20 protein-coding genes are annotated in these 22731 nt (G+C 63.7%); 5 read left to right on the top strand and 15 right to left on the bottom strand.

All coding sequences use genetic code 11. The features are described 5' to 3' along the window. Window positions 1–265: 265 nt before the first annotated feature. Window positions 266–1069: a hypothetical protein gene (locus I6F33_RS36730; protein WP_225145713.1), complete on the top strand. Its 804-nt coding sequence runs from the start codon at window positions 266–268 to the stop codon at window positions 1067–1069. Between the two features lie 105 nt (window positions 1070–1174). Here the strand turns inward: I6F33_RS36730 and I6F33_RS36725 are convergent, their stop codons facing one another. Continuing rightward, complete coding sequence (locus tag I6F33_RS36725) at window positions 1175–2149, bottom strand: ABC transporter substrate-binding protein (RefSeq protein WP_225145712.1); 975 nt, start codon at window positions 2147–2149, stop codon at window positions 1175–1177. Window positions 2150–2640: 491 nt separating this feature from the next. After that, complete coding sequence (locus tag I6F33_RS36720) at window positions 2641–3612, bottom strand: ABC transporter substrate-binding protein (RefSeq protein WP_225145711.1); 972 nt, start codon at window positions 3610–3612, stop codon at window positions 2641–2643. A 627-nt stretch (window positions 3613–4239) separates the two neighbouring features. Here I6F33_RS36720 and I6F33_RS36715 point away from each other — a divergent pair. Next, window positions 4240–4473, top strand: a complete 234-nt coding sequence (locus tag I6F33_RS36715) for a hypothetical protein (protein ID WP_346657232.1) — start codon at window positions 4240–4242, stop codon at window positions 4471–4473. A gap of 813 nt (window positions 4474–5286) precedes the next feature. On the opposite strand, the gene I6F33_RS36710 is transcribed toward I6F33_RS36715, so the two are convergent. Continuing rightward, window positions 5287–5658: an SPW repeat protein gene (locus I6F33_RS36710; protein WP_225145710.1), complete on the bottom strand. Its 372-nt coding sequence runs from the start codon at window positions 5656–5658 to the stop codon at window positions 5287–5289. Between the two features lie 537 nt (window positions 5659–6195). On the opposite strand from I6F33_RS36710, the gene I6F33_RS36705 reads away from it, so the two are divergent. Both I6F33_RS36705 and ftsH read left to right on the top strand, forming a co-directional pair. Beyond that, a complete protein-coding gene (locus I6F33_RS36705) occupies window positions 6196–6477 on the top strand; it encodes a hypothetical protein (RefSeq protein ID WP_036002069.1) in 282 nt (93 codons plus the stop codon). A gap of 227 nt (window positions 6478–6704) precedes the next feature. Further along, window positions 6705–8546 carry an ATP-dependent zinc metalloprotease FtsH gene (gene ftsH / locus I6F33_RS36700; protein WP_225145709.1) on the top strand — a complete coding sequence of 614 codons (1842 nt, stop codon included), beginning with the start codon at window positions 6705–6707 and terminating at the stop codon, window positions 8544–8546. Between the two features lie 6 nt (window positions 8547–8552). Here the strand turns inward: ftsH and I6F33_RS36695 are convergent, their stop codons facing one another. Then, entirely contained in the window at window positions 8553–8786 is a 234-nt protein-coding gene (locus tag I6F33_RS36695) for a hypothetical protein (protein ID WP_128262508.1), read from the bottom strand. Window positions 8787–9162: 376 nt separating this feature from the next. Here I6F33_RS36695 and rpoH point away from each other — a divergent pair, with 376 nt between their 5' ends. Next, complete coding sequence (rpoH, locus tag I6F33_RS36690) at window positions 9163–10050, top strand: RNA polymerase sigma factor RpoH (protein WP_225114819.1); 888 nt, start codon at window positions 9163–9165, stop codon at window positions 10048–10050. Window positions 10051–10393: 343 nt separating this feature from the next. Here rpoH and I6F33_RS36685 read toward each other — a convergent pair whose 3' ends face one another. From I6F33_RS36685 to I6F33_RS36635, 11 genes are all read right to left on the bottom strand, one after another. Then, window positions 10394–10726: a hypothetical protein gene (locus I6F33_RS36685; protein WP_225145708.1), complete on the bottom strand. Its 333-nt coding sequence runs from the start codon at window positions 10724–10726 to the stop codon at window positions 10394–10396. A 79-nt stretch (window positions 10727–10805) separates the two neighbouring features. Then, window positions 10806–12425 carry a chaperonin GroEL gene (gene groL / locus I6F33_RS36680; RefSeq protein WP_225145707.1) on the bottom strand — a complete coding sequence of 540 codons (1620 nt, stop codon included), beginning with the start codon at window positions 12423–12425 and terminating at the stop codon, window positions 10806–10808. 36 nt (window positions 12426–12461) lie between these two features. Next, complete coding sequence (gene groES / locus I6F33_RS36675) at window positions 12462–12776, bottom strand: co-chaperone GroES (RefSeq protein ID WP_225145706.1); 315 nt, start codon at window positions 12774–12776, stop codon at window positions 12462–12464. A 366-nt stretch (window positions 12777–13142) separates the two neighbouring features. Beyond that, window positions 13143–14129 carry an ABC transporter ATP-binding protein gene (locus tag I6F33_RS36670; RefSeq protein ID WP_225145705.1) on the bottom strand — a complete coding sequence of 329 codons (987 nt, stop codon included), beginning with the start codon at window positions 14127–14129 and terminating at the stop codon, window positions 13143–13145. Continuing rightward, the gene (locus I6F33_RS36665) at window positions 14126–15133 is read right to left on the bottom strand and encodes an ABC transporter ATP-binding protein (RefSeq protein ID WP_036002031.1); all 1008 of its coding nucleotides are present in this window, start codon (window positions 15131–15133) and stop codon (window positions 14126–14128) included. Before I6F33_RS36665 ends, I6F33_RS36670 begins: the two co-directional genes overlap by 4 nt. Next, a complete protein-coding gene (locus I6F33_RS36660; protein ID WP_036020171.1) occupies window positions 15133–16026 on the bottom strand; it encodes an ABC transporter permease in 894 nt (297 codons plus the stop codon). The genes I6F33_RS36665 and I6F33_RS36660 overlap by 1 nt, the downstream gene beginning before the upstream one ends. Window positions 16027–16035: 9 nt before the next feature. Beyond that, window positions 16036–16983, bottom strand: a complete 948-nt coding sequence (locus tag I6F33_RS36655) for an ABC transporter permease (RefSeq protein WP_036002026.1) — start codon at window positions 16981–16983, stop codon at window positions 16036–16038. 33 nt (window positions 16984–17016) lie between these two features. Then, complete coding sequence (locus I6F33_RS36650; protein WP_109145577.1) at window positions 17017–18615, bottom strand: ABC transporter substrate-binding protein; 1599 nt, start codon at window positions 18613–18615, stop codon at window positions 17017–17019. 412 nt (window positions 18616–19027) lie between these two features. Next, on the bottom strand, window positions 19028–20578 hold the full coding sequence (locus I6F33_RS36645) for an AMP-binding protein (RefSeq protein WP_225145704.1): 1551 nt from the start codon (window positions 20576–20578) through the stop codon (window positions 19028–19030). Between the two features lie 18 nt (window positions 20579–20596). Beyond that, window positions 20597–21751: an iron-containing alcohol dehydrogenase gene (locus I6F33_RS36640; protein WP_225145703.1), complete on the bottom strand. Its 1155-nt coding sequence runs from the start codon at window positions 21749–21751 to the stop codon at window positions 20597–20599. A gap of 368 nt (window positions 21752–22119) precedes the next feature. Continuing rightward, entirely contained in the window at window positions 22120–22365 is a 246-nt protein-coding gene (locus tag I6F33_RS36635) for a PilZ domain-containing protein (RefSeq protein WP_036020176.1), read from the bottom strand. Window positions 22366–22731: the final 366 nt, after the last annotated feature.

Raw genomic sequence — 22731 nt, 5'->3', positions numbered from 1 at the left:
CCGCTGTCCAGGATGCCATCGGCACCGGCGTAGCCGGCGCGAAGCGTCCTGGACAGCGGTGAGCACTGCGCTACTCTGTTGCATTAAGGCATGAAACCTCTTGACCAAGGCTAGGAGGTCCTACGGCTGTGGCGGCCGCTCACGCTCCGAAACTAAAGCGATTTCAATATCTTGCTTGTTACGCAAATCCCACAGCATTTCACATTGAACATAGTTCATTTTCGAGCTACCAATATTGAACAATGTTCAATATCTAGAGATGTTCATGCTGCGCGCGCGCGACCAAGCTCAACCGGCCAATGCACTGGTCCCGCCAGTCGTTCGCCGACTCTCGTACGCCCCCCTTCAAACCGGCGAGAAATATCTTATCGGTGCGCTCCTCGTCCTGACGCTCACCGCGCTTCTGGCGCCCGCGATACCCGCCGCCGCTTGGCACATCCCGCATTTCATCGACAGCCGCACCTGGCTCGGCGTGCCCAACGCCGGCGACGTGCTGAGCAATCTCGCCTTCCTCGCGATGGGCGTGTGGGGCTCGGAGCGGCTGCGCGCCCGAAATGATGCGCCGGTGGGTGCAAGCTGGTTCTTCGTCGGGCTGATCCTCACTTGCCTCGGCTCGGGCTTCTATCATCTCGACCCCGACGTGCCGCAACGGCTCATCGCCGATCGTCTCGGCATGGCGGTCGCGTTCGCAGGCTTTCTGGGCATCGCGGCCAGCGAACGCATCAGCGCGCGCGCAGGCGAAACGGTGCTGGTGCTGGCGATGGTTGCTGGCCTGCTCGCTGCCTGGGTGGCCCGCGAGAATCTCACGCCTTGGGTGGTGGTGCAGTTCGGCGGCATGGCGCTGGCCGTGGGCCTTGCGTTGACACGCCCGCGACCCGGCGCGCTTGGCGTGCCGCTCGGCGGCGTGATCGTCTTCTATGTGCTGGCCAAGCTGTTCGAACTCGGCGACGTGACCGTGTTCGAAGCGACCGGCCACATGGTCTCGGGCCATACGCTCAAACATCTCGCCGCCGCGCTCGCGGCCTGGCCGGTGATCCGGGCACTGGGATCTAGGCCGTGTACGCATTAAGCGGCTGGCCGTCGACTGATGTCCGCTTAAGCCCCAACACCAGCGGAGAAGCAGCAATCTTCCAATGTAGCTGAAGGGCCACATGCGGATTCATGCAGCGCAGCATCATTCAATCACCTCGTCAGCCGTCGCGAGTAGCGCGGTTGGAATATTCAGACCGAGAGCGCGAGCAGTCTTAAGATTGATCACCAATCGGAAGCGTTCCGGCTGCTGGATCGGGAGTTCGGCCGCTTTCGCGCCCCGCAGCAGTTTTGCAACATAACCGGCGGAGCGGCGATTGAGGTCAATGATGTCAGGGCCATACGAGAGAAGGCCACCTTCGACCGCTTCTTCACGCCAGTGATACACCGCCGGAATGCGGTTTTGCGCGGCGAGCTCGATGATCTTGCGCCGGTTGGCGAACCCGATGGGGTCCACAAGCACGAGCAGGCCCTGAATATCCTTCGAAGCTATGGTCTGGAAAGCAGGGCCTATGTCCTCCACCGAGCGTTTGATCACCGGAAGTATCTCGACCTGCCGGTCCGCGGCGGTTTTCTGGAAGTCGGCCATCAGCCGTGCATGATATTGGTTGTCGGGGTCGAGGAGCACCGCGAACCGCGACGCCCGTGGCAGTAACTCCAACAGAAGCCCGAAATTCTTGCCGCTGCTTGCGACCCCGGTCAGTCCCGTCACGTTTCCACCCGGCCGCGCAAGACTTGCCGCAAGGCCGACACCGACCGCGTCTGCGGTGGCAGTCACGATGGGGATCGTGCCGGTGACTGCCCTGGCGGCAATTGCCTCGGGCGTGCTGGACGCCACAATCACCTCGACTTCGAGAGCCACCAGCTCGGCGGCAAATCTCGCCAGTTGTTCGCGGTCATTCTTCCAGAACCGGCGCTCGATGATGATGTTCGCGCCCTCCACATATCCCATCTCGCGGAGTCCGCGATCGAAGGCTTCGATTCGTTGGTGCGGAACTGACGCCAGGAAACCGATGCGAGGCATCTTCTTCATGAGCTGATGGGCGGGCTGCGCGATCAAGCTGCGCGGCCAAACGGCACCGATGGCCCCGATCAGTGCAATGAACTCCCGCCGCTGCATGTACCCTCCAAGGACCACGCCTGGGGATGACTACATTAGCATTTTGCCATGGGACCGTGTGATCGACGGAGGTATGCGGGATTGAGATGGGCCGTTTGGGTTGAATAAGTCGAAAATAACGTCACAGCAAGAACCTCGCTGAATTAGGTCAGAGCGAGTGATGAAGTTCTCGCCTTCAACCCAACTATGCTCTCGGAGCTTTCGCAGAAAAGCATCGAGCGCGCGTTGTACCAACTCCCGGCTCGGAGCACTTAGATAAACAATTCGACGGACACGTTCCTTTTGCCAGGCGCGCGGCAACTGGCCAAATTGCAGCCAATCCGCCGAGGGTCGACATGAAATCGCGTCGCCTCATGACTAGCCTCCAAATAGCGGAGCATTATGGGACGCAATCAGGACCGAGGATAGGGTAATGAGTCCGCAATGGGTCGAATGCAGACGGTCGCGGTCGCGCGGCAAGGTCGCTACGGGCCGACATCGGGCGTAGAGCCTTATTCGATCACCTCGTCCGCACGGGCGAGCAGTGATGGCGGGATTTCGATGCCTAAGGAGCGCGCGGTTGCTGAGTTGAGAACCAAACTGAACTCCGTGGGCTGCTGAATGGGCAAATCCTCCGGCCGAGCACCTCCCAAGATTCGTGCGGCGTAGATGCCGGCTTTTTCAAAATTTGCGACAAGGCTCGGCCCGTAGCTCATCAGGCCACCGGCCGCCGGAAATTCGCGGAATTCATAGGACGCCGGAAGCGAATGACGATCGGCCAATGCGACAAGTTGCGCACGCAGGTTGAAAAATATCGCATCGTTGCTGACGAGGACCGCCCCGACTTGGGCATTAACAAGCTGCCTGAAAGCTGGCTCTAATTCATCCTGGTTGCGCGCCTTGGCTACTTTCAAGGTCCGCCCGGTCGAACGGGCAACTTCGTCAATTTCCTGAAGCAAGTCTTGATTGTCAGGGTTCACCAAAAATCCGACGGTAGCCTTTTGCTGGAGCAGCTCCTGGATCAGTTCGAGGCGCTTTAGGACAAGCCTCGCTGTCATCATAGATATGCCCGTGGCGTTGCCCCCGGGGTGAGCGAAGCTCTTTGCCAGTCCGAGCTTCACGGGGTCTGACGCGATTACGAATACGATCGGAATGGTTGAAGTTACTTTCCTTGCGGCGAGCGCAACCACATTGCCCCCTCCGATGATCAGCGCTGGATTGAAATGCAAGAGCTCCTGAGCGAGCTCCGGAAGCCTACTGTGGTTTCCTCGTGCCCACCTACGTTCTATCGTAACGTTTTTGCCAACTACGAAACCCCTCTCCGCGAGACCTCTTTCGAATGCTGCGTCATAGGGACTCGCAATGTCAGGGGAACCCACGGACAACACACCGATAACAGCTACCGCTGAACGTTGCGCGCTCGCCGTCAGCGGCCACAGAGGTGCCGCGCCGACAAGAAGCGTGATGAACTCCCGCCGTCTCATGTGCGCTCCTAAGCTCTCTGGTGACGGCATCGTAGCCGTTCAGGCGAGCTCATTGAAAGTGGCCAAGGTCAAAAGTGTTGCATCCGCGAACCGCCGCAGACTTCTGTCTCCCCCAGCTCCACGAAGCGAGAAGCATTTGTTCCCGCTCCTAGAATTGCAAGATGGCAAGCCAATTTGCGACAGCATTACTGCTACACATTCGCTGGGATTGCTGACCATGCCATTGTTTAAGGAGATCAGGGACCCTGACGATGCTCACGTTCCGGCGTCAGGCACGTGCAACCGCAAGAATGAGTTTCGAGCCGGGTGGTTGAGGGATTGGAGTGCAGGCTCAGACTTCTGCTATGGGTCAGAAGCGGTGCTCGGAGGGCGAGGTCCCAATGGTCGGCTGAGGGCCACAAGCGGACATCAACGGGACGATGCAAGAGCACATGGCGGATTTTCGGTTGCCATGATCCGGCCCCGCGCTGGGGAGCACGGAGCGTACAGAACGCTGGCTTGAGTTTGAGGCAATTGGTCCAATCTTCTGATCCATCTTGAAACAAGATCAAGCCTCTCTAAGTCTCACGCCGGAGGGCTCCTCCGACCTCTTTTGGAAAGGATTGCTTGTAACCGTCGAGGACGACGATGATGACACTGGAAGAAAAGCTCGCCCGGTTGCGCACCCACCGCAATAGCATTCACCGCTACCACCGGCTGCTCAAGACCCGCCTTTCCGATCTGGAGCGCGAGTACATCGAAAGCCGTCTCTCCGAGGAACGGGAGGCGCTGGTAAGCCTCGCGCGCACGCCGTTCCCCATTCCTTTTAAAATGCCGCCGCCAGAGCAGCAGCCGCAGACCTTCAAGCCTGAGGTGACCTGAGCGTGCCGTGGGCATCAGGAGGTCGCTCCCGTGCGACAGCGGCCCATCAACGGCGTCGAGCCGGAAAGAACCGAGGATGACATTACGCGTGAGCTGCTCGGCCCCAGGGGCGTTCCGGGCGGTCCCGATCCCGCCCGCATGGTCCCGCAGGTCGAGAAGAACACGCCAAAGCACATAAGGTGGAGAAACCCCGAGCTCCCGCGATGAACCGAGCGCCAGAAACCGGAACCTTGTTGATCTGGTCAAGGGCAGAGAGGCGGAACGGGTAGTGGCAAATCACCGTTGCTCCGAATTGCGGGGCGCCTTTGATTGCGGTGCAATGATGCAGGACGCTCAGAAGTACATCAACATTGCCGCTCTAGTCGCGCTCGCTGGTTGGCTTGGTCTCTGTTTCAAGATGGGCTGGTACTGATGGGGCGGCTTACGCCCGGAGTAGACCACATCGGCCCCAGCCTGGAGGTTTTTCCGGATCGAAAAACGAGCTGGGACCGAGATGTCTGCCGTTGGATGGCAAACGCAGCTTGGTCCCAAAAATCATGCCCCGTGGCATTCAAATTTGGGAATCCGACGCAAACGGAATGCCCGATGAACCTAGCCCCGGAGCAAGGCCTTTCCATCGGCACTTTCGGAATTTGGCGCCGGGAGTAAGCCGTCCAGCAAGGCTAGCTCGAGCTGCGGCACTTACGGCTGACCCAAGGCCGACTGCGCTGAGTAGCTGCCGGCCCCAGGTCCGCACCGAATTTCGTCCGCGTCGGCTGGACAGGTTTTTCCGATGACGGCGAAGCTATGCCACGAGCCAAACGATCCAGCTTCTCAGCTACCGGTGGTCAGCCGCGGCGGGTTGCGGGACATAATCCAGAGCTCGATCGCTGCCAAGATTGCGACCGCCGCGCCGATGATCACATGCACGGTCATCGCGGTGGTTCCCTGGAAGCCCAATACCCAGGGCGATACCAGTGCCCACAAGCCGACGACGAGGTTCAGCCATTCCTCCCACACCGCGAACGCCGCCAGCGCCGCGACCGCAAGGATCGCGATGGCGATACCGGTGATAACGGCGTTCTGAGAGACCGTCCCCGCATCGAAACCGAATATCCAGGGCGAAACGAACAGTACCGCGCCGAGGATCAGGTTCGCAACATCACAAAACTTTGCGTTCGTCCAATTCCCTTCCCAATTCTGCATGGCACCCTCCATTGGAGGTCTCGATGCGAAATCAACCGCGTAATCGCCGAGCCGGTTTCCATCGCGGCCCGCGGCATAATGGCAACGGAGAGGCGGACCCGCCGCGCCGGTGCTGTCCTAGGCTGTGTGCTCATTAAGCAGCTGACCGCCTGCGGTCCCAACCTTAACAGCGGCGGGAAAGCGGACGGCTCCGGAGGTCGCTGAAGGGTCAAAATGCGAAGAACTCAGGTTGAGCAAATCTGGACCGCTCTGCCGCGATAAGCAGACCTCTGTGAGACGCAGCGCAACTTCGCAGATGGACCAAAGGCTGAATTTACGGACTTAGTCACTATTGACACGCGCCAGCAGGGACATTCGAAGCCCTTCTTCGATTGACACGATCTGACTGTTCTCTCCACTTGGCCAATTGTCGGTTAGAGGCTTGAAGTCGTCGCCGCCCATCCTAAGTTCAGATGCTGCCGGCTGTGTCCGGCAAAACGAAACTCATGCGAAGGATTGAGAAGCCCGCTTGCGCGGGCATAAGTCGAGGGAAGTCACATGAGAAAGCTTGCTCTTGCAATCGCCGCGGCAGCAACGCTCCTCATCGGAACCGTTGCGCCGGCCTCGGCCCATTGGCGGGGCCATCATCATCATTGGGGCGGTCCAGGCATCGGTCCGGCCATCGCGCTCGGCCTGTTCACCGGAGCGCTGGCCGCCGCGGCCGCACCTCCGGTCTATTATGCGCCGGTCTATGGTCCGCCGCGATACTATTATGGCCCCCGCTATTACCGGACCGTCCGGTATTATCCGGCGGCATATCCTTACTGGTATCCCTGGTGAACTGATGCAAAGGCCCGGCCTGCAACCGGGCCTTATCGCTGCCCGGCATCTCGATCGCCTGCGTCCGGCGCTGCCGAGCCCGCGTTTGGGATGACTGGAACCGATGGCAGCAGGAGAAGTTCTGTCGTGAACATGCAGGTCCGGAGGCGCACCGGGCCCGAGCGAGCGCGCCAAATGCGCCTCGACGTTAGCCCGGCCCGCGTAACACGATCGGATCTGGTCTTCGCATGAACAAGAATGCCCGTTTCAATATCGGATACGCCATCGCCGCAATTTTCGCGGTCTTCCTGATTCAGTATCTGATCTCGGCGGCGAACCAGATCGCGGTGATCCCCTACAGCGAATATCAGCAATTGCTGCGCCAGGGGAAAGTCGAGGCGGTCGGCATCTCCGACCGCACCTTGCAGGGCACGCTGAAGGAGCCGCTGCCCGGCGGGCAGAAGCAATTCGTCACCACGCGTGTCGACCAGGATGTCGCGCAGGAGCTGGAGAAATACAGCGTCCGCTTCACCGGGCAGATCGAGAGCACGTTTCTGCGGGACCTGTTGTCCTGGGTCATGCCGGTTCTGCTGTTCTTCGGCGTCTGGTGGTACATCGGCCGCCGCATGGCCGAGGGCGGCGGGATCGGCGGCGGGCTGATGGCGATCGGCAAGAGCAAGGCCAAGGTCTACGTCGAATCCAACACCGGCGTCACCTTTGCCGACGTCGCCGGCGTGGACGAGGCCAAGGACGAACTGCGCGAGGTTGTCGATTTCCTGAAGAACCCGACCGACTATGGCCGGCTCGGCGGCCGCATGCCGAAGGGCGTGCTGCTGGTGGGCCCGCCGGGTACAGGCAAGACCTTGCTCGCCAAGGCCGTGGCCGGCGAGGCCAGGGTGCCGTTCTTCTCGATCTCCGGCTCGGAGTTCGTCGAGATGTTCGTCGGCGTCGGCGCGGCGCGGGTGCGGGACCTGTTCCAGCAGGCGCGCGAAAAGGCGCCGGCCATCATCTTCATCGACGAGCTCGACGCACTGGGCCGCGCCCGCGGCATCGGCCCGTTCGCCGGCGGCCATGACGAGAAGGAGCAGACGCTCAACCAGCTGCTCGTCGAGCTCGACGGCTTCGATTCGCGCTCCGGGCTCGTCATCCTCGCCGCCACCAACCGGCCCGAGATCCTCGACCCTGCCCTGCTCCGCGCCGGCCGCTTCGACCGGCAGGTGCTGGTCGACCGGCCCGACAAGAGGGGCCGCATCGAGATCCTCAATGTGCACATGAAGAAGGTGCGCCTCGCCGACAATGTCGATGCAGACGCCGTTGCCGCGCTCACCCCTGGTTTCACGGGAGCGGACCTCGCCAATCTCGTCAACGAGGCCGCGCTGCTGGCGACGCGCCGCGGCGCCGATGCGGTGACCATGAGCGATTTCAACAATGCGGTCGAGCGCATGATCGCAGGCCTGGAAAAGCGCAACCGCCTGCTCAACCCCAGGGAACGCGAGATCGTCGCCTATCACGAGATGGGGCACGCCCTCGTCGCACTCTCACTGCCGGGGACCGATCCCGTGCACAAGGTCTCGATCATCCCGCGCGGCGTCGGCGCGCTCGGCTACACCATCCAGCGGCCGATCGAGGACCGTTTCCTGATGACCAAGGAGGAGCTGGAGAACAAGATGGCGGTGCTACTCGGCGGCCGCGCCGCGGAGCTTATCGTGTTCGGGCACTTGTCGACCGGTGCGGCGGACGACCTGCGCCGCGTCACCGATATCGCCCGCAGCATGGTGACGCGCTACGGCATGTCGGAGCGTCTCGGCAGCGTCGCCTATGAGCGCGATCCCGGCAACTTCCTGGCCGGCCCTGACCGCCCCTATCCGACGCGCGAGCGCGACTATGCCGAGGAGACCGCGGCCGCGGTCGACCACGAGGTGAAAACCATCGTCGACCAGGTGTTCCAGCGCACCCAGGGCATCCTGACCACGCGGCGGCCGATCCTGGACCGCGCCGCAAATAAGCTGCTCGAGAAGGAAACGCTGGAGCAGAGCGACATCGATGTGCTGATCCGGGAGATGCCCAAGGAAGGGCTGCGGGCGATCTAGGGCCACTCACGCGGCGCGCTTGCGCCTGATCTCGGCGGGAAGCTCGATCATCCGCCTGTCCGGAGGCGAACCGTTCGAGATGAGCGGCGCGGGCGCGCCCTCGCGCTTCGGCGCCTCGATCCCGATGCCGGGATCGGTGCTTCTGGCGTGCCATTCGATCAGGAGATGGCCGGCCACCAACATCAAGCCGGCGCAGAACAGCGCAAGAGCTGCGCTCACGAGATCACGATAGTCATCCATCCCACGAACCAAGCATGCGTGCAGCCTCATCGGCGCCTGCGTGGACCAGATTGGAATGAAGGCTCCGCGTTTCAAGAGCCTGTCTGCAGCGGCAAAGGCATACGGCAATCGCAATTTCCGTCACGACCGTTCACGCTGGAACATTCCGGCCATTTCCAAATTCTAGTGGCGCCCACCGGCCTGAGGCGTCTGGGTGCCATGATCGGGCTCAGCGGATCAGGTTCGCGGTGGTCCAACCATCTTGCTCTAACGAGGATTTGGCCATGAAACCTGACTGCGCTCGGACCGCGCCGCTCTCGGCGCTTCACTCAGATTATCGCTTGGATCGGCAAGGCGCCCCTGATCGGGGCGAACGGTGCTCGTGAGGGAGGGCGCGATGTTGGTTGCCTCCCTTCCTGCCCTTCACGGGGAAAGCGGGCTATCCCGCTATCTCAAGGAGATCCATCGTTTTCCGCTGCTCGAGGCATCGGAGGAAGCCGACTATGCGAGGCGATTGCGCGATAGCGGCGATCGTGACGCCGCCTATCGGCTGGTGACGAGCCATTTGCGGCTCGCGGCGAAGATCGCGCTGCAATATCGCCGCTATGGCCTCGCCATCGCCGACCTCATCTCGGAGGCCAATGTCGGGCTGATGCTGGCCGTCAAGCGGTTCGACCCCGAGAAAGGCTTCCGGCTCGCGACCTATGCCTCCTGGTGGATCAAGGCCTCGGTTCAGGAATACATCCTGCGATCATGGTCGCTCGTCAAGCTGGGCACCACTGCTGCGCAGAAGAAGCTGTTCTTCAACCTGCGCAAGCTGAAGAACAAGCTTGGCGTTGCGGAGGATGGCGAGCTCCGGACGGATCAGCTGACATCTATCGCGAGGCATCTCGACGTCAGGGAAGCCGACGTCGCCGAGATGAACGGCCGGCTGCGCGGCGACATCTCACTCAACGCGCCGATCAGCGTCGAGACGGAAGGCGACCAATGGCAGGACCGGCTGGTGGATCCCTCTCCCGATCCGGAGAGTCTGCTGCTGGACGCGGCCGACCGTGAACGCACCAAGGCTGCCCTCGCCGATGCACTCGCTGCGCTGACACCGCGGGAGCGCAGCATCGTCGAGGCGCGATATCTCGGCGAGCCGCAGCAGACGCTGGATGCGCTCGCCGGCAAGTTCGGCATCTCGCGCGAGCGCGTCCGACAGATCGAGCAGCGCGCGTTGCAGCGGATCAAGGCGAAGATGTTCGCGCGCCTCGATGAGGCGCGCCTTGCGACGTCGCGTTAGGCGAGCGAAGAAGAATGCTGATCGGCCAAGGCCGATCAGCATCCTCTGCAGATATCGGGGACGAGACGTTCGGGTGAAAACTCCCGGCTCCTGCGCTCGGTCTGGCCGGACTTCTCAGGATTGCTCCGAGACGCTCCGACGGAACTGGTCGCAAGCTGCCGGGCGGGCTCGGCCGAGCTCCGCATCTCGGCGCGAGGCGTGTCGGCCTCCTTGGCCTGAAGCCCATTGGCCATGCCCAACACAGCGACGGCGAGGACAATGCCTCTCATCTGATGATCCTCCTTTCGCGTGAGCGATGAGTGGCTGAACGATGAGGAGCGGCCTCGCCGGCCGCTCCCCCATTTCAGCTCGTGGCGGGCTCCGGCTTGTCCCGATCAGGCGGCGTGAGGTCGAGCCGGATCCCGGATGGCCCGAGGACCGGCAGCAATGTGTCCACCTTCATGGTCGGGCTGCCCCGATCCCAGCTCGACCACGGCATCGTGTCCAGGTACGGGATCGGCGGCAAGGCGAGCCGCTCGAAACTGTCCGCCGTCTTGGCGGCAGGGCCGGGGCTTTCGGCGCCAAAGGCCGCAATAGGCACCAGCGAGAGGCCAGCCCCAACGGCCAAGGCGGCGAGCCGCCGCAACGTTTTCCGAGTGGTTTCCCCGCGAGCGGAGAAAGCACGATCCTTGATCATTTCATCCTCCTTTCGTTCGAGAACACAGTCACAGATCCATGGCAAACGAGCCCGGCCGTTCGGCCGGGCTCGCCCGTCCTTAGAAGTCCATCGCGGGAGCGCTCGGCGCTTCCGTCTTCTTCGGCTTCTCGGCCACCAGCGCTTCGGTCGTGATGAGCAGCGAGGCCACCGAGGCCGCATCCTGCAAGGCGGTGCGGACGACCTTGGCAGGATCGATCACGCCGGCCTGCACCAGATCCTGGTACTCGCCAGTCGCGGCATTGAAGCCCCAGGTGTAGGTCTGGTTCTCGAGCAGCTTGCCGACGACGACGGAGCCGTCCTCACCCGCATTCTGCACGATCTGCCGCGCCGGGACCTGGATGGCGCGGCGCACGATGTCCACGCCCGCCTTCTGGTCGGGATTGGCGGTCTTGACCCCGTCGAGCGCCTTGAGCGCGCGCAGCAGTGCCACGCCGCCGCCCGGCAGGATGCCTTCCTCGACCGCGGCCCGGGTCGCATGCAGAGCGTCGTCGACGCGATCCTTGCGCTCCTTGACCTCGACCTCGGTCGCGCCGCCGACCCGGATCACCGCGACGCCGCCGGCGAGCTTGGCGAGGCGCTCCTGCAGCTTCTCGCGGTCGTAGTCCGAGGTGGTTTCCTCGATCTGCGCCCTGATCTGCTGGCTGCGCGCCTCAATGTCCTTCTTGGCGCCGGCGCCGTCGACGATCGTCGTGTTCTCCTTCTCGATCACCACTTTCTTGGCACGGCCCAGCATCTTCACGGTGACGTTCTCGAGTTTGATGCCGAGATCTTCGGAGATCACGGTGCCGCCGGTGAGGATCGCGATATCCTCCAGCATCGCCTTGCGGCGGTCGCCGAAGCCCGGCGCCTTGACCGCGGCAACCTTCAGGCCGCCGCGCAGGCGGTTGACGACCAGCGTCGCCAGCGCCTCACCCTCGACCTCCTCCGCGATGATCAGGAGCGGCTTGCCGGATTGCACGACCTGCTCCAGCAGCGGCAACACGGCCTGCAGGCCCGACAGCTTCTTCTCGTGGATCAGCACATAGGGATCCTCGAGCTCGGCCTTCATCTTCTCGGCGTTGGTGACGAAATAGGGCGAGATGTAGCCGCGGTCGAACTGCATGCCCTCGACCACTTCGAGCTCGGTGTGCAGGCTCTTGGCCTCCTCGACCGTGATCACGCCCTCATTGCCGACCTTCTGCATCGCATCCGCCAGGAAGCGGCCGATCTCGGTGTCGCCGTTGGCGGAGATGGTGCCGACCTGGACGATCTCGTCGTTGGAGGTGATCTTCTTGGCGTGCGACTTGAGGTCGGCGACGATCGCGTCCACGGCAAGGTCGACGCCGCGCTTGAGGTCCATCGGATTCATGCCGGCCGCGACGGCCTTGGCGCCCTCCTTGACGATGGCCTGCGCCAGCACCGTCGCCGTGGTGGTGCCGTCTCCGGCGAGATCACTGGTCTTGGAGGCGACCTCGCGCACCATCTGGGCGCCCATGTTCTCGAACTTGTCCTCCAGCTCGATCTCCTTGGCGACGGTGACGCCGTCCTTGGTAATGCGGGGAGCGCCGAACGATTTCTCGATAACGACGTTGCGTCCCTTTGGACCGAGCGTGACCTTCACCGCATTCGCCAGTGTGTCGACGCCCCGCAGCATGCGCTCGCGGGCCTCGGTCGCGAACTTCACGTCCTTGGCAGCCATGTTGTTAAACTCCTTTCCGTTCGATGACTGTCAGCGTTACGCCGCCTTCTTCAGCGTGCCGGCCTGCTCGGCCACGCCGAGAAGATCGCTTTCCTTCATGATCAACAGCTCCTCGCCGTCGATCTTGACCTCGGTGCCCGACCACTTGCCGAACAGCACCCGGTCGCCGACCTTGACGTCGAGCGGCACGAGCTGGCCCTGCTCGTTTCGCCCGCCCGGCCCCACGGCGATGACCTCGCCCTGCTGCGGCTTCTCCTTGGCGGTGTCGGGAATGATGATGCCGCCGGCGGTCTTCTCCTCGGCAACGATGCGGCGCACGAGCACACGGTCGTGCAACGGGCGGAAATGCATGCACATCCTCCTTGGGTAGGTTCAGCGATGTCCAAAATCCGGGTCCGGAACCGGCCCCCGGGCGGCAAACGACCTAGGAATACGCGGATTTCTAGTCAAGAGGACCTGCAAAAATTTTTGCGCTACTTCAAGGTTCTTGTCCGGATCCTTTGGATGTGCCGCCGTCCCTGTCACGCCTGCTTGGCGGGCGAGGTGCATCGGCTTGGGCCCGCAAATCTCGAGAGCCGCCCTTACTGGTCATTTCCATGTGAGGATGATCCCATATAGCCCCTTGAGGTCCGCTTTGGGTCAAAAGCGGTAACGCTCTGCCGAGCAGAAGATTTCCGCTCCTCCCTCAGGAGCTGACATTTCTTCTATGAGTCCGCCTTAGCGGCCTCGCCCCGTCCCGTCATTGAGCAGACACGCCACCTGATGCCCGTCTCCGGCATCCACCAGCGCCGGCCGCTGCGTCTTGCACCGCTCCATCGCAAACCGGCAGCGTGTGTGAAATGCGCAGCCCGACGGCGGATTGACCGGGCTCGGCACGTCGCCGTCGACCAGCGGCGCGAGCTTCTTCGCCAGCGGGTTGGCGACCGGCACCGAGGCGAGCAGGGCCTGCGTGTAGGGATGCCGGGGATTGCGGAACAGCTCGTCCTTGTCGGCGATCTCGACGATGCGGCCGAGATACATCACGGCGACGCGGTGGCTGATATGGGCGACCACGGCAAGGTCGTGCGCGATGAAGAGATAGGAGAAGCCGTGCTGCCGCTGCAGGTCGATCAGAAGGTTGATCACCTGCGCCTGGATCGAGACGTCGAGCGCGGAGACCGGCTCGTCGCAGACGATCAGGCGTGGCCCCAGCGCCAGCGCGCGGGCAATGCAGATGCGCTGGCGCTGACCGCCGGAGAATTGATGCGGGAAATTGCGCATCTGGTCAGGCCGCAATCCCACCTGCTCGAACAGTGTTGCGACCCGGGCTTCCAGCTCCTTGCCTGTGGCAAGTCCGTGCACGGCGATCGGCTCGCCAACGATGTCGCCGGCGGTCATGCGCGGATTGAGCGAGGCGAACGGATCCTGGAACACGATCTGCATCGAGCGGCGATGCGGCCGCATCGCGGTTTTCGACAGATGCGTGATGTCCTCGCCGTCGAGGCGGATCTTGCCCGAGGTCGGCTCGACCAGCCGCAGCACGCTGCGCGCCACCGTGGACTTGCCGCAGCCGGATTCGCCGACGAGGCCGAGCGTCTCGCCGGTGCCGAGCGCGAACGAGACGCCATCGACCGCGTGCACGGTGCCAACCTGCCGGCGCAACACGCCGGCGCGCACAGGGTAGTGCTTCTTGAGGTCGGTGACTTCGAGCAGCGCCTCGGTCATGCCACCTCCGCGACTTCTTCCGCGCGCCAGCATGCGGCGAGATGTCCGCCGCCCCAATCGGCCAGCGGCGGATACTCGGCCTCGCAACGCTTGATGGCGAGCTTGCACCGCGGCGCGAAGGCGCAGCCTTGCGGCAGCCGCACCAGCGACGGCACCGTGCCGGGGATTTCGTTCAGCCGCGCCTGCGCGGCGGCGCCGGAGGCCGGCACGGCCGGGATCGAGGCCATCAGCCCGCGCGTATAGGGATGCTTCGGCGCGGCGAACAGCGCCTCGACGCTGGCCTCCTCGACCTTTCGCCCCGCATACATCACGATCACGCGTTGCGCGGTCTGCGCGACCACCCCGAGATCGTGCGTGATCAGCACGAGCCCGGTGCCGAGCTCCTTCTGCAGGTCGAGGATCAGCGCCAGGATCTGCGCCTGGATGGTGACGTCGAGCGCGGTGGTCGGCTCGTCCGCGATCAAGAGCGCTGGCCGGCACGCCAGCGCCATCGCGATCATCGCGCGCTGGCGCATGCCGCCGGAGAGCTGATGCGGATATTCGCGCGCCCGCCGCGCCGGCTCGGGGATGCGCACCAGCCGCAGCATCTCGACCGCGATGCCTTGCGCCTCTTTCGCCGAGATATGCCGATGCAGCCGCACCGCCTCGACGATCTGGTCGCCGATCCGCATCACCGGATTGAGCGAGGTCATCGGCTCCTGGAAGATCATGGAGATGCGATTGCCCCTGACCGCGCGCATCTGCGCCTCATCCAGCGCCAGCAGGTCGGTGCCTTCGAGCGAGACGGAGCCGCCGACGATGCGGCCGGGCGGATCGGGCACGAGGCGCATCAGCGACAGCGCGGTCACGCTCTTGCCGCAACCGGACTCGCCGACGATCGCCAGCGTCTCGCCGCGCCTCACGCTGAAGGAGAGGTCGTCGACCGCCTTGAACAGGCCGGAATTGGTGAAGAACACCGTCTTCAGGTTCTTCACGTCGAGCACGAGATCGGTCTTGTCCGCCATCAGCCGCGCTGCCTCGGATCCAGGATGTCACGCAGGGCGTCGCCGAAGAGGTTGGCGCCGAACACGGCGAGGCTGATCGCGACGCCCGGGAAGATCACGAGCCAGGGCGCGGTGCGGACATATTCGGCGGCGGATTCGGACAGCATGCGTCCCCACGACGGATAGGGTTCGGGAATGCCGAGGCCGAGGAAAGACAGCGAGGCTTCGGTCAGGATGGTCGAGCCGAGCTGCGCCGTCGCCAGCACGATCAGCGGCGCCAGCGTGTTCGGCAGCACATGGCGCAGCGCAATCCGCATCTCGCTCATGCCGATCGACTTGGCGGCCTCCACGAACGGCTGTTCGCGCAGCGCCAGCGTGTTGGCTCGGATGACGCGCGCCACCGTCGGGATCAGCGGAATGGCGATGGCGATGATCACGTTCGGCAGCGAGGGCCCGAGCGCGGCTGTCATCACTAGCGCCAGCACCAGCAGCGGCAGCGCCTGCAGCACGTCGGAGACGCGCTGGAACACCAGATCGAACCAGCCGGAGAGATAGCCCGAGGTGAGGCCGACGATCACACCGATGGTGCCGCCGAGCACGGTCGAGCCGATGCCGACCGCGAGCGAAATCCGCGCGCCGTGGATGATGCGGCTGAACACGTCGCGGCCGAAGGAATCGGTGCCCATCCAGTGCGCCCAGCTCGGCCGCGCCAGCGCGCGGGCGGAATCGACGGTCAGCGGATCATAGCGCGCGATGACATCGGCGAAGATCGCCGTCAGCACGAACAATGTCATGATGACGAGCCCGGCCGCGCCCAGCACGTGCCGCTGCGCCATGAACAGCACGCGCCGCCAGCCCCCGGTCGCATGCGCCCCGGCCCGCCTCAGCTCAACGTCGAAGTCGATCGCGGCCAAGCTGCTCTCCTAATCCGTGTACCTGATCCGCGGGTCGAACACCGCGTAGAGCATGTCGACGGTGAAATTGGCGAACACCACCACGACCGCGATGAACATCACGAGGTTCTGCACGATCGGATAGTCGCGCCAGCGGATCGCCTCCACCAGGAAGCGCGCGACGCCGGGGATGTTGAACACGGTCTCAGTGACGATCAGGCCGCCGATCAGGAACGCCGCCTCGATGCCGATCACGGTGATCACGGGCAGGATCGCGTTCTTCAGCGCGTGGTGATAGTTCACCGCCGCTTCGGATGCCCCCTTGGCGCGGGCGGTGCGGATGTAGTCCTGCCGCAGCACCTCCAGCATCGAGGAGCGCGTGATGCGCATGGTCAGCGCCGCACTGCGGAAACCGACGGCGGCGGCCGGCACGGCATAGGTCGCGAACGCCTCGAGCCATGTCTTCGGATTGGGATTGAAGATCGGCATCTGCCCGAACATCGCCACGGACGCTGTGAGGATCAGAAGGCCGAGCCAGAACGAGGGCAGCGACAGCCCGCTGAGGCTGACGACGCGAAGCGCGTAGTCGAGCTTCGTGCCCTGCTTCACCGCGCTGATGACGCCGAGCGGAATGCCGATCGATGCCGAGAACAGCAGCGCGAGGCCGGCGAGCTTTGCCGTGATCGGAATCCGCGGCAGGATCTCCTGCAGCGCCGGCTTCTCCGAGACGTAGGAGAAGCCGAAATCGCCGCGCATGAAGCCGCTGATCCAGTGCCAATATTGCACGATCAGGGGACGGTCGATGCCGAGCTCCTTCTCCAGATTGGCCTTGTCGGCCGGGTCGACATAGCCGGCGGCGGCGAACAGGATGTCGACGATGTTGCCCGGCACGATGCGCAGCAGGAAGAAGATGACGATCGAGATCCCGAACAGGGTCACGAACATCAGGAACAGGCGCCGCACCAGATAGGCAAACATGCACCGCCCTCCGCGCCAGCCGTTAGCGTCGCGTCACTTGTCGAGCCACACGTCCTCGTAGCGGAAGCCGTTGTAGGAGCTGTTCGACATGATCGTGACGCCCTTGACGTGGGGGTGCCAGCAGGTGCCGGCGCGGGCATGGAAGATGATCGGGCGGGCGACGTCCTCCTGCAGCTTCTTGTCGATGTCCCACACCAGCGGCCTGCGCTTTCCGATGTCGGTCTCCTGCGACTGCACGTCGAACAGCTTCTCGATCTCCTTGTTGCAATAATTGGTGTAGTTCCGTTCCGAGCCGCAGGCATAGTTCTCGTAGAACGACTGGTCGGGATCGTCGACGGCATTGCCGGTCAGGTTGAGGCCGAGCATGTAATCCTTGCGCGCGACCTTCGGGAACCAGTTCGCGGTTTCCACGACGTCGAGCTCGCCGTCGATATAGATGGTCTTGAGCTGGTCGATCAGGATCACGGCGGGGTCGCGATATTCCGCGATGTTACGCGTCGAGACTTTCACGGCGAGGCGCTTGTCCGGACCGTAGCCCGCCTTCTGCATCAGCTTCTTGGCTTCCTCGCGGTTGGCGTTGATGTCGCGGCCATAGCCCGGAATGGTCTCCAGCCTGTCCTTCGGCATGCCCCAGAGGCCCTGCGGCGGCGGCAGCATGGTGCCGCCGATGTCGCCCTGGCCTTCGAACAGGATGTCGACGAACGCCTTGCGGTCGAGCGCGAGCGCCATCGCGCGGCGGATGTCGATGTTGTCGAACGGCGCGGAGGTCGAATTGACGATGATGTTGGTCGAGACGTTGGTCGGCTCGACGACGCAAGTCGCGTTCGGCGCCTGTGACTTGATGTCCTTCAAAAGCGGGATCGTGATGTGCGTCGGAAAGGTCATGTCGAACTTGCCGGCGACGAAGGCCAGGATCGCGGTCGAGCGGTTGGTGATGATGGTGTATTCGATGCCGTCGAGATAGGGCAGGCCCTTCTTCCAATAATTGGGATTGCGCGTCAGCTTGATCGATTCATTGGCCTTGAACTCGACGAACTTGAACGGTCCGGTCCCGATCGGATGGGTGCGCATGTCCGCCGGCGAGACATGACAGGGATAGACCGGCGTGTAGCCGGAGGCGAGCATCGCCAGCAGCGAGGGCTGCGGCCGCTTCAGGTCGAAGGTGACCTCGAATTCGCCGTTGGTCGTGACCTCGTTGACCTCGCTGTACCAGGCCTTGCGCGGATTCTGCCGCAGCTTCTGCTGCGATTTGCCCATCAACAGATCGAAGCTGCATTTGACGTCGGCCGAGGTGAACGGCTTGCCGTCGTGCCATTTCACGCCCTGGCGCAGCTTGAACGTCAGCTTCTTGTTGTCGCTGCTCCAGGACCAGCTTTCGGCGAGGTCCGGCCGCAGCGTATCGGGGCTGTTCTGCGCGATGTGCTGATCGTAGATGAGGAGATTGTTGAACACCCCCATGAAGGGAATGTTGATCGAATAGGTCGCGCCTTCGAGGATCGAGGCGTTGGCCGGACTGTCGCGGTGATACATCCGCAAAATGCCGCCCTGCTTGGGCTCGCCGGCGAGCGTGGCAGTTGAGGCCGTCAGCACAGATAACGCCGCCATTGCGGCGAGCGCCCACACGCTCCGCATGCTCATCCTCCCTGGACCTCGGCCTTTTGCGGCCTGTTTATCCAGACGATAGCGAGGCGCGTGCAGCGAGGCAACCCGCAAGGCCAGCTGCAATCTCGACAATTCGGATGACGGAATATCTCGGGGGCTTCTCTCATCATGTGAGAGTGCAGGTGCGAAGACGCGATTCCTGTGAGAGTTTGCGCGAGGTCACCTCAACAACCTCCGCTGTCATCCCGGACAAGCGCGCCCTCAGCGCGCGCCGATCCGGGATCCATAGCCACAGGGAGGAGTTTGGCGAAGACTCGGAGTTGCCAGCCCATGCCGCAACTCCTTCCTGGGGTTATGGGTCCCGGGCTCGCGACTTCGTCGCGCCCCGGGAAGACAGTTGCGTGTATGGCGCTTGCTTGCGCACCTTACGTAGCGGAAACCCTCACACGATCCGCGAGACCTTGTTCCCCCAGTACCGGTCCCGCAGCAGCCGCTTGTACAGCTTGCCGGTCGGCAGCCGCGGCAATTCCTTTTCGAAATCGACCGAGCGCGGCACCTTCTGCCGCGACAGCGACTTTGCGCAGAACGCGATCAGCTCCTCGGCGAGCGCCGGCCCCGGCTCCACGCCGGGCATCGGCTGCACCACCGCCTTCACCTCCTCGCCGAGATCGGCATTGGGTACGCCGAACACCGCGGCGTCCGCCACCTTGGGGTGGGTGATCAGGAGGTTCTCGCATTCCTGCGGATAGATGTTCACCCCGCCGGAGATGATCATGAAGGTGGCGCGGTCGGTCAGGTATAGGAAGCGGTCGGCATCGACATAGCCGACGTCGCCGACCGTGCTCATGCTCCCATCGGCAGAGCGCGCCTCCTTGGTTTTCTCGGGATCGTTGAAATATTCGAACGGCGTTGCCGTCTTGAACCAGACCTGGCCGGGCGTGCCGGTCGGGCATTCCCGCATGTTCTCGTCGAGAATGTGCAGGTCCCCGAGCAGCACCTTGCCGACGGTGCCACGATGCGCCAGCCATTCCTCGCTGTTGCAGGCGGTGAAGCCGAGGCCTTCGGTGGCGCCGTAATATTCGTGGATGATCGGTCCCCACCATTTGATCATCTCGTCCTTGACCTGCGGCGGACAGGGCGCGGCGGCGTGGATGGCGATCTCCAGCGAGGACAGATCGTAGCGGGCGCGCACCTCCTCCGGCAATTTCAGCATGCGCGAGAACATCGTCGGCACCAATTGCGTGTGGGTGATGCCCCATTGCTCGACCAGCTGCAGGTAACGCTCGGGATCGAAGCTTTCCATGATGATCACGGTGCCGCCCATGCGGATCGTGAGGTTCACGGCCGCCTGCGGCGCCGAATGATAGAGCGGCGCCGGCGACAGGTAGACCATGCCCTCGCGGTAGTGCCAGAGCCTCAACAGGAAATCGAACAGCGGCAGATTGTGCTTCGGCTTCTCCTCCGGCAGCGGGCGCAGGATGCCCTTAGGTCGTCCCGTCGTGCCGGAGGAATAGAGCATGGCGGTGCCGAGCCACTCGTCGGGAATCGGCGTTGCCGGCAGGCCGGCGGTCGCCTCCGATAGGCCAACGATGCGCTCGCTCTCGCCCGGGCCGTCGGCGACGATGCAGAGCTTGATGTCGGGACAAGCCTCGATCGCCTCGCGCGCGATGGCGAGCTTGGCCATCGACGTGATCAAAATCTTCGACTGGCTGTTGACGAGCAGATAGGCGAGCTCGCCCGGCGTCAGGAACGAGTTGATGCAGGTGTAGTAGAGCCCGGAGCGCTCGCCCGCGCCGCAGGCTTCGAGATAACGCGCATTGTTCTCCATGAAGATCGAATAATGGTCGAGCCGCCTCAAGCCGTGCTGGCGGAACAAGTGCGCCAGCCGGTTGCTGCGCGCCTCCAAGTCGCGATAGGTGACGGCCTCGCCGGTCGCCGCCATGATGAAGGCGGGCTGCAGCGGACGCAGGCGGGCGTGGTGACCTGTGTACATCGATCCTCCGGATGTCGATCAGGCGGCAAGCAGCAGGATCTCGCGCACATCGGCGGGGCCCTCGATCTTGCGCGGGTTGCGCGGAATCCAGTTCGTGCGCATCGCGGCTTCCGCGATCGCGTCGAAATGCTCCGGCGAGATGCGCACGTCGGCGAGGCTGCGCGGCATGCCGAGCGAGCGGATGAAGGCATCGAGCACGTCGGCGGCGTCGCGGCCGGGATAGCCCATGGCGGCCGCGACGATCATCTGCCGCTCGGCATTGTCGCGCGCGTTCCAGCGCATCACCGCCGGCAGCATGACGCAGGACGTGTAGCCGTGCGGCACGTCGTATGCCCCGCCCAGCACGTAGCCGATGCCGTGGCTCGCGCCCATGGGCACGCCGGCGGCGAGCGCGCCCATCGACAGCCAGGTGCCGATCTGCGCGTCCATCCGCGCATCGAGATCCCCAGGGTCGGCCTTCACCCGCGGCAGCGCGTCGGCGAGCATGGCGAGGCCCTTCACCGCTTGCGCATCGGCGTAAGGATGCGTCTCGCGCGAGCAGATCGCCTCGACGCAATGGTCGATGGCGCGGATGCCGGTCGACAGGAACAGCCATTCCGGCGTGTGCACGGTGATCGCAGGATCGAGGATGGTCGCGCGCGGCACCGCGAGCGGATGCCGCAGCATCTGCTTCACGTGGCTCGCGCGGTCGGTGACGCCGGCGATCGATGAGAACTCGCCGCCGGCGATCGTGGTCGGCACGCTGACCTGCCGCACGATTGGGGCCTTCATCTCGGGCGCGGCGCCCTTGTGCACGCGGATGCGGTCGATGCCGGCGATATCGTCGATGCCGTTGGCAAGGCAGAGCTGCACCGCCTTGGCGCCGTCGGTGATGGAACCGCCGCCGATGGTGACGATCAGATCCGCCTCCGCCGCGCGCGCCGCTTGTGTCGCCGCGATCACCGCCTCGCGCGGCGTATGGGCCGGCATGGCATCGAACAGGCCGGCGCAGCGGGAGCCGAGCGCCTCCCTGATTTTCGTGATCTCATCGGTCTGCCGGTTCAGCGTCCCCGACACCATCAGGAAGGCGCGGCTTGTTCCGAGCCGGTCCATCTGCGCGACGATGGCTTCGGCCGCAGGATGGCCGAACACGACCTCCTCGATCGCGCCGAACACGACACGTCCCTGGTGCACGCCTGTCCTCCCCGGACAATTCGTTGGTGTTGTTGTGGCCGCAATCTAGCCGACCCCGCCGGAGCCGTCATGCGCGAAGACGCTGGCCGTTTGCAGCGCAAGGGGTGGGATTTCTGCAGATGGTTTCAACGATGTTTCAGCGTCGGGACTGAGCTCCCTCTCCCGCTTGCGGGAGAGGGTTGGGGAGAGGGCTCTCTCCGCGGCGGAGCCGTCGCGGGTATCCCGCAGAGATCTCTCGCCGCGCAGGGAGAGCCTCAGTCAATTCTCGACAACCCCAACGCAGAGACACCCTCTCCCCAACCCTCCCCCGCAGGCGGGGGAGGGAGCGCAGTGCCGATGCCGAAGCAGGGCAGGCTATCAGCGCCCCCTCAAAACACCACGCCCACGCGCGTGCCGCGCTTCCAGGCGATGCGGCAGCGCTTCTTGGTGTTGACGTGGAGCAGCTCGAAGCGATCGGGGATCGCCACCTGGCCGCCGAGATCGACGCAGGCTCCGCCGGGCGAATAGTCGATCAGCGTGCACGGGATCACGGGCGCGCGCGGGTCGGTGATGATCTTGGCCTGGCGTGACACCAGGCCCGCGGGCTTCACACGGACGAACTTTCGCGGATGCATTGGCACGTCTCCTCCAACTCCGCAGGTCGCGGCGGCTGATCTGTCCCAATCATGGAAAAGAGTTGATGCGATCCCCCTAAGCCGCGCCCGAGAATTTTAACGAAAAGTGTCAGCGAAAGGCAAAAGCAGCGGTAGCGGAGTGCGCTTCCCCTCTCCCCTTGTGGGAGAGGGTGGCTTCGATGCGAAGCATCGAAGCCGGGTGAGGGGTTCTATCCTCGCGAACGGTCCCACGCGCGGCAACAACCCCTCATCCGGCGCCGTAGCCGACGCTACGCGTCGGCGTATGCTTAAGACGGCGGCCGTAGGCCGCCTATGCCACCTTCTCCCACAAGGGGAGAAGGGAAGTCACCCCGTCACCCCCTCCAC

This window comes from Bradyrhizobium sp. BRP20 (genome assembly GCF_020194215.1).
GTDB classification, from domain to species: Bacteria; Pseudomonadota; Alphaproteobacteria; order Rhizobiales; family Xanthobacteraceae; genus Bradyrhizobium; species Bradyrhizobium yuanmingense.
The sequence above is the reverse complement of the archived record's forward strand: the minus strand, read 5'-3'. Positions and strand labels throughout refer to the sequence as shown.

Coding starts and splice junctions, on each gene's coding strand:
- I6F33_RS36730 (WP_225145713.1), top strand. CDS start 266: ATGCTGCGCGCGCGCGACCAAGCTCAACCGGCCAATGCACTGGTCCCG.
- I6F33_RS36725 (WP_225145712.1), bottom strand. CDS start 2,149: ATGCAGCGGCGGGAGTTCATTGCACTGATCGGGGCCATCGGTGCCGTT.
- I6F33_RS36720 (WP_225145711.1), bottom strand. CDS start 3,612: ATGAGACGGCGGGAGTTCATCACGCTTCTTGTCGGCGCGGCACCTCTG.
- I6F33_RS36715 (WP_346657232.1), top strand. CDS start 4,240: ATGATGACACTGGAAGAAAAGCTCGCCCGGTTGCGCACCCACCGCAAT.
- I6F33_RS36710 (WP_225145710.1), bottom strand. CDS start 5,658: ATGCAGAATTGGGAAGGGAATTGGACGAACGCAAAGTTTTGTGATGTT.
- I6F33_RS36705 (WP_036002069.1), top strand. CDS start 6,196: ATGAGAAAGCTTGCTCTTGCAATCGCCGCGGCAGCAACGCTCCTCATC.
- ftsH (WP_225145709.1), top strand. CDS start 6,705: ATGAACAAGAATGCCCGTTTCAATATCGGATACGCCATCGCCGCAATT.
- I6F33_RS36695 (WP_128262508.1), bottom strand. CDS start 8,786: ATGGATGACTATCGTGATCTCGTGAGCGCAGCTCTTGCGCTGTTCTGC.
- rpoH (WP_225114819.1), top strand. CDS start 9,163: ATGTTGGTTGCCTCCCTTCCTGCCCTTCACGGGGAAAGCGGGCTATCC.
- I6F33_RS36685 (WP_225145708.1), bottom strand. CDS start 10,726: ATGATCAAGGATCGTGCTTTCTCCGCTCGCGGGGAAACCACTCGGAAA.
- groL (WP_225145707.1), bottom strand. CDS start 12,425: ATGGCTGCCAAGGACGTGAAGTTCGCGACCGAGGCCCGCGAGCGCATG.
- groES (WP_225145706.1), bottom strand. CDS start 12,776: ATGCATTTCCGCCCGTTGCACGACCGTGTGCTCGTGCGCCGCATCGTT.
- I6F33_RS36670 (WP_225145705.1), bottom strand. CDS start 14,129: ATGACCGAGGCGCTGCTCGAAGTCACCGACCTCAAGAAGCACTACCCT.
- I6F33_RS36665 (WP_036002031.1), bottom strand. CDS start 15,133: ATGGCGGACAAGACCGATCTCGTGCTCGACGTGAAGAACCTGAAGACG.
- I6F33_RS36655 (WP_036002026.1), bottom strand. CDS start 16,983: ATGTTTGCCTATCTGGTGCGGCGCCTGTTCCTGATGTTCGTGACCCTG.
- I6F33_RS36650 (WP_109145577.1), bottom strand. CDS start 18,615: ATGCGGAGCGTGTGGGCGCTCGCCGCAATGGCGGCGTTATCTGTGCTG.
- I6F33_RS36645 (WP_225145704.1), bottom strand. CDS start 20,578: ATGTACACAGGTCACCACGCCCGCCTGCGTCCGCTGCAGCCCGCCTTC.
- I6F33_RS36635 (WP_036020176.1), bottom strand. CDS start 22,365: ATGCATCCGCGAAAGTTCGTCCGTGTGAAGCCCGCGGGCCTGGTGTCA.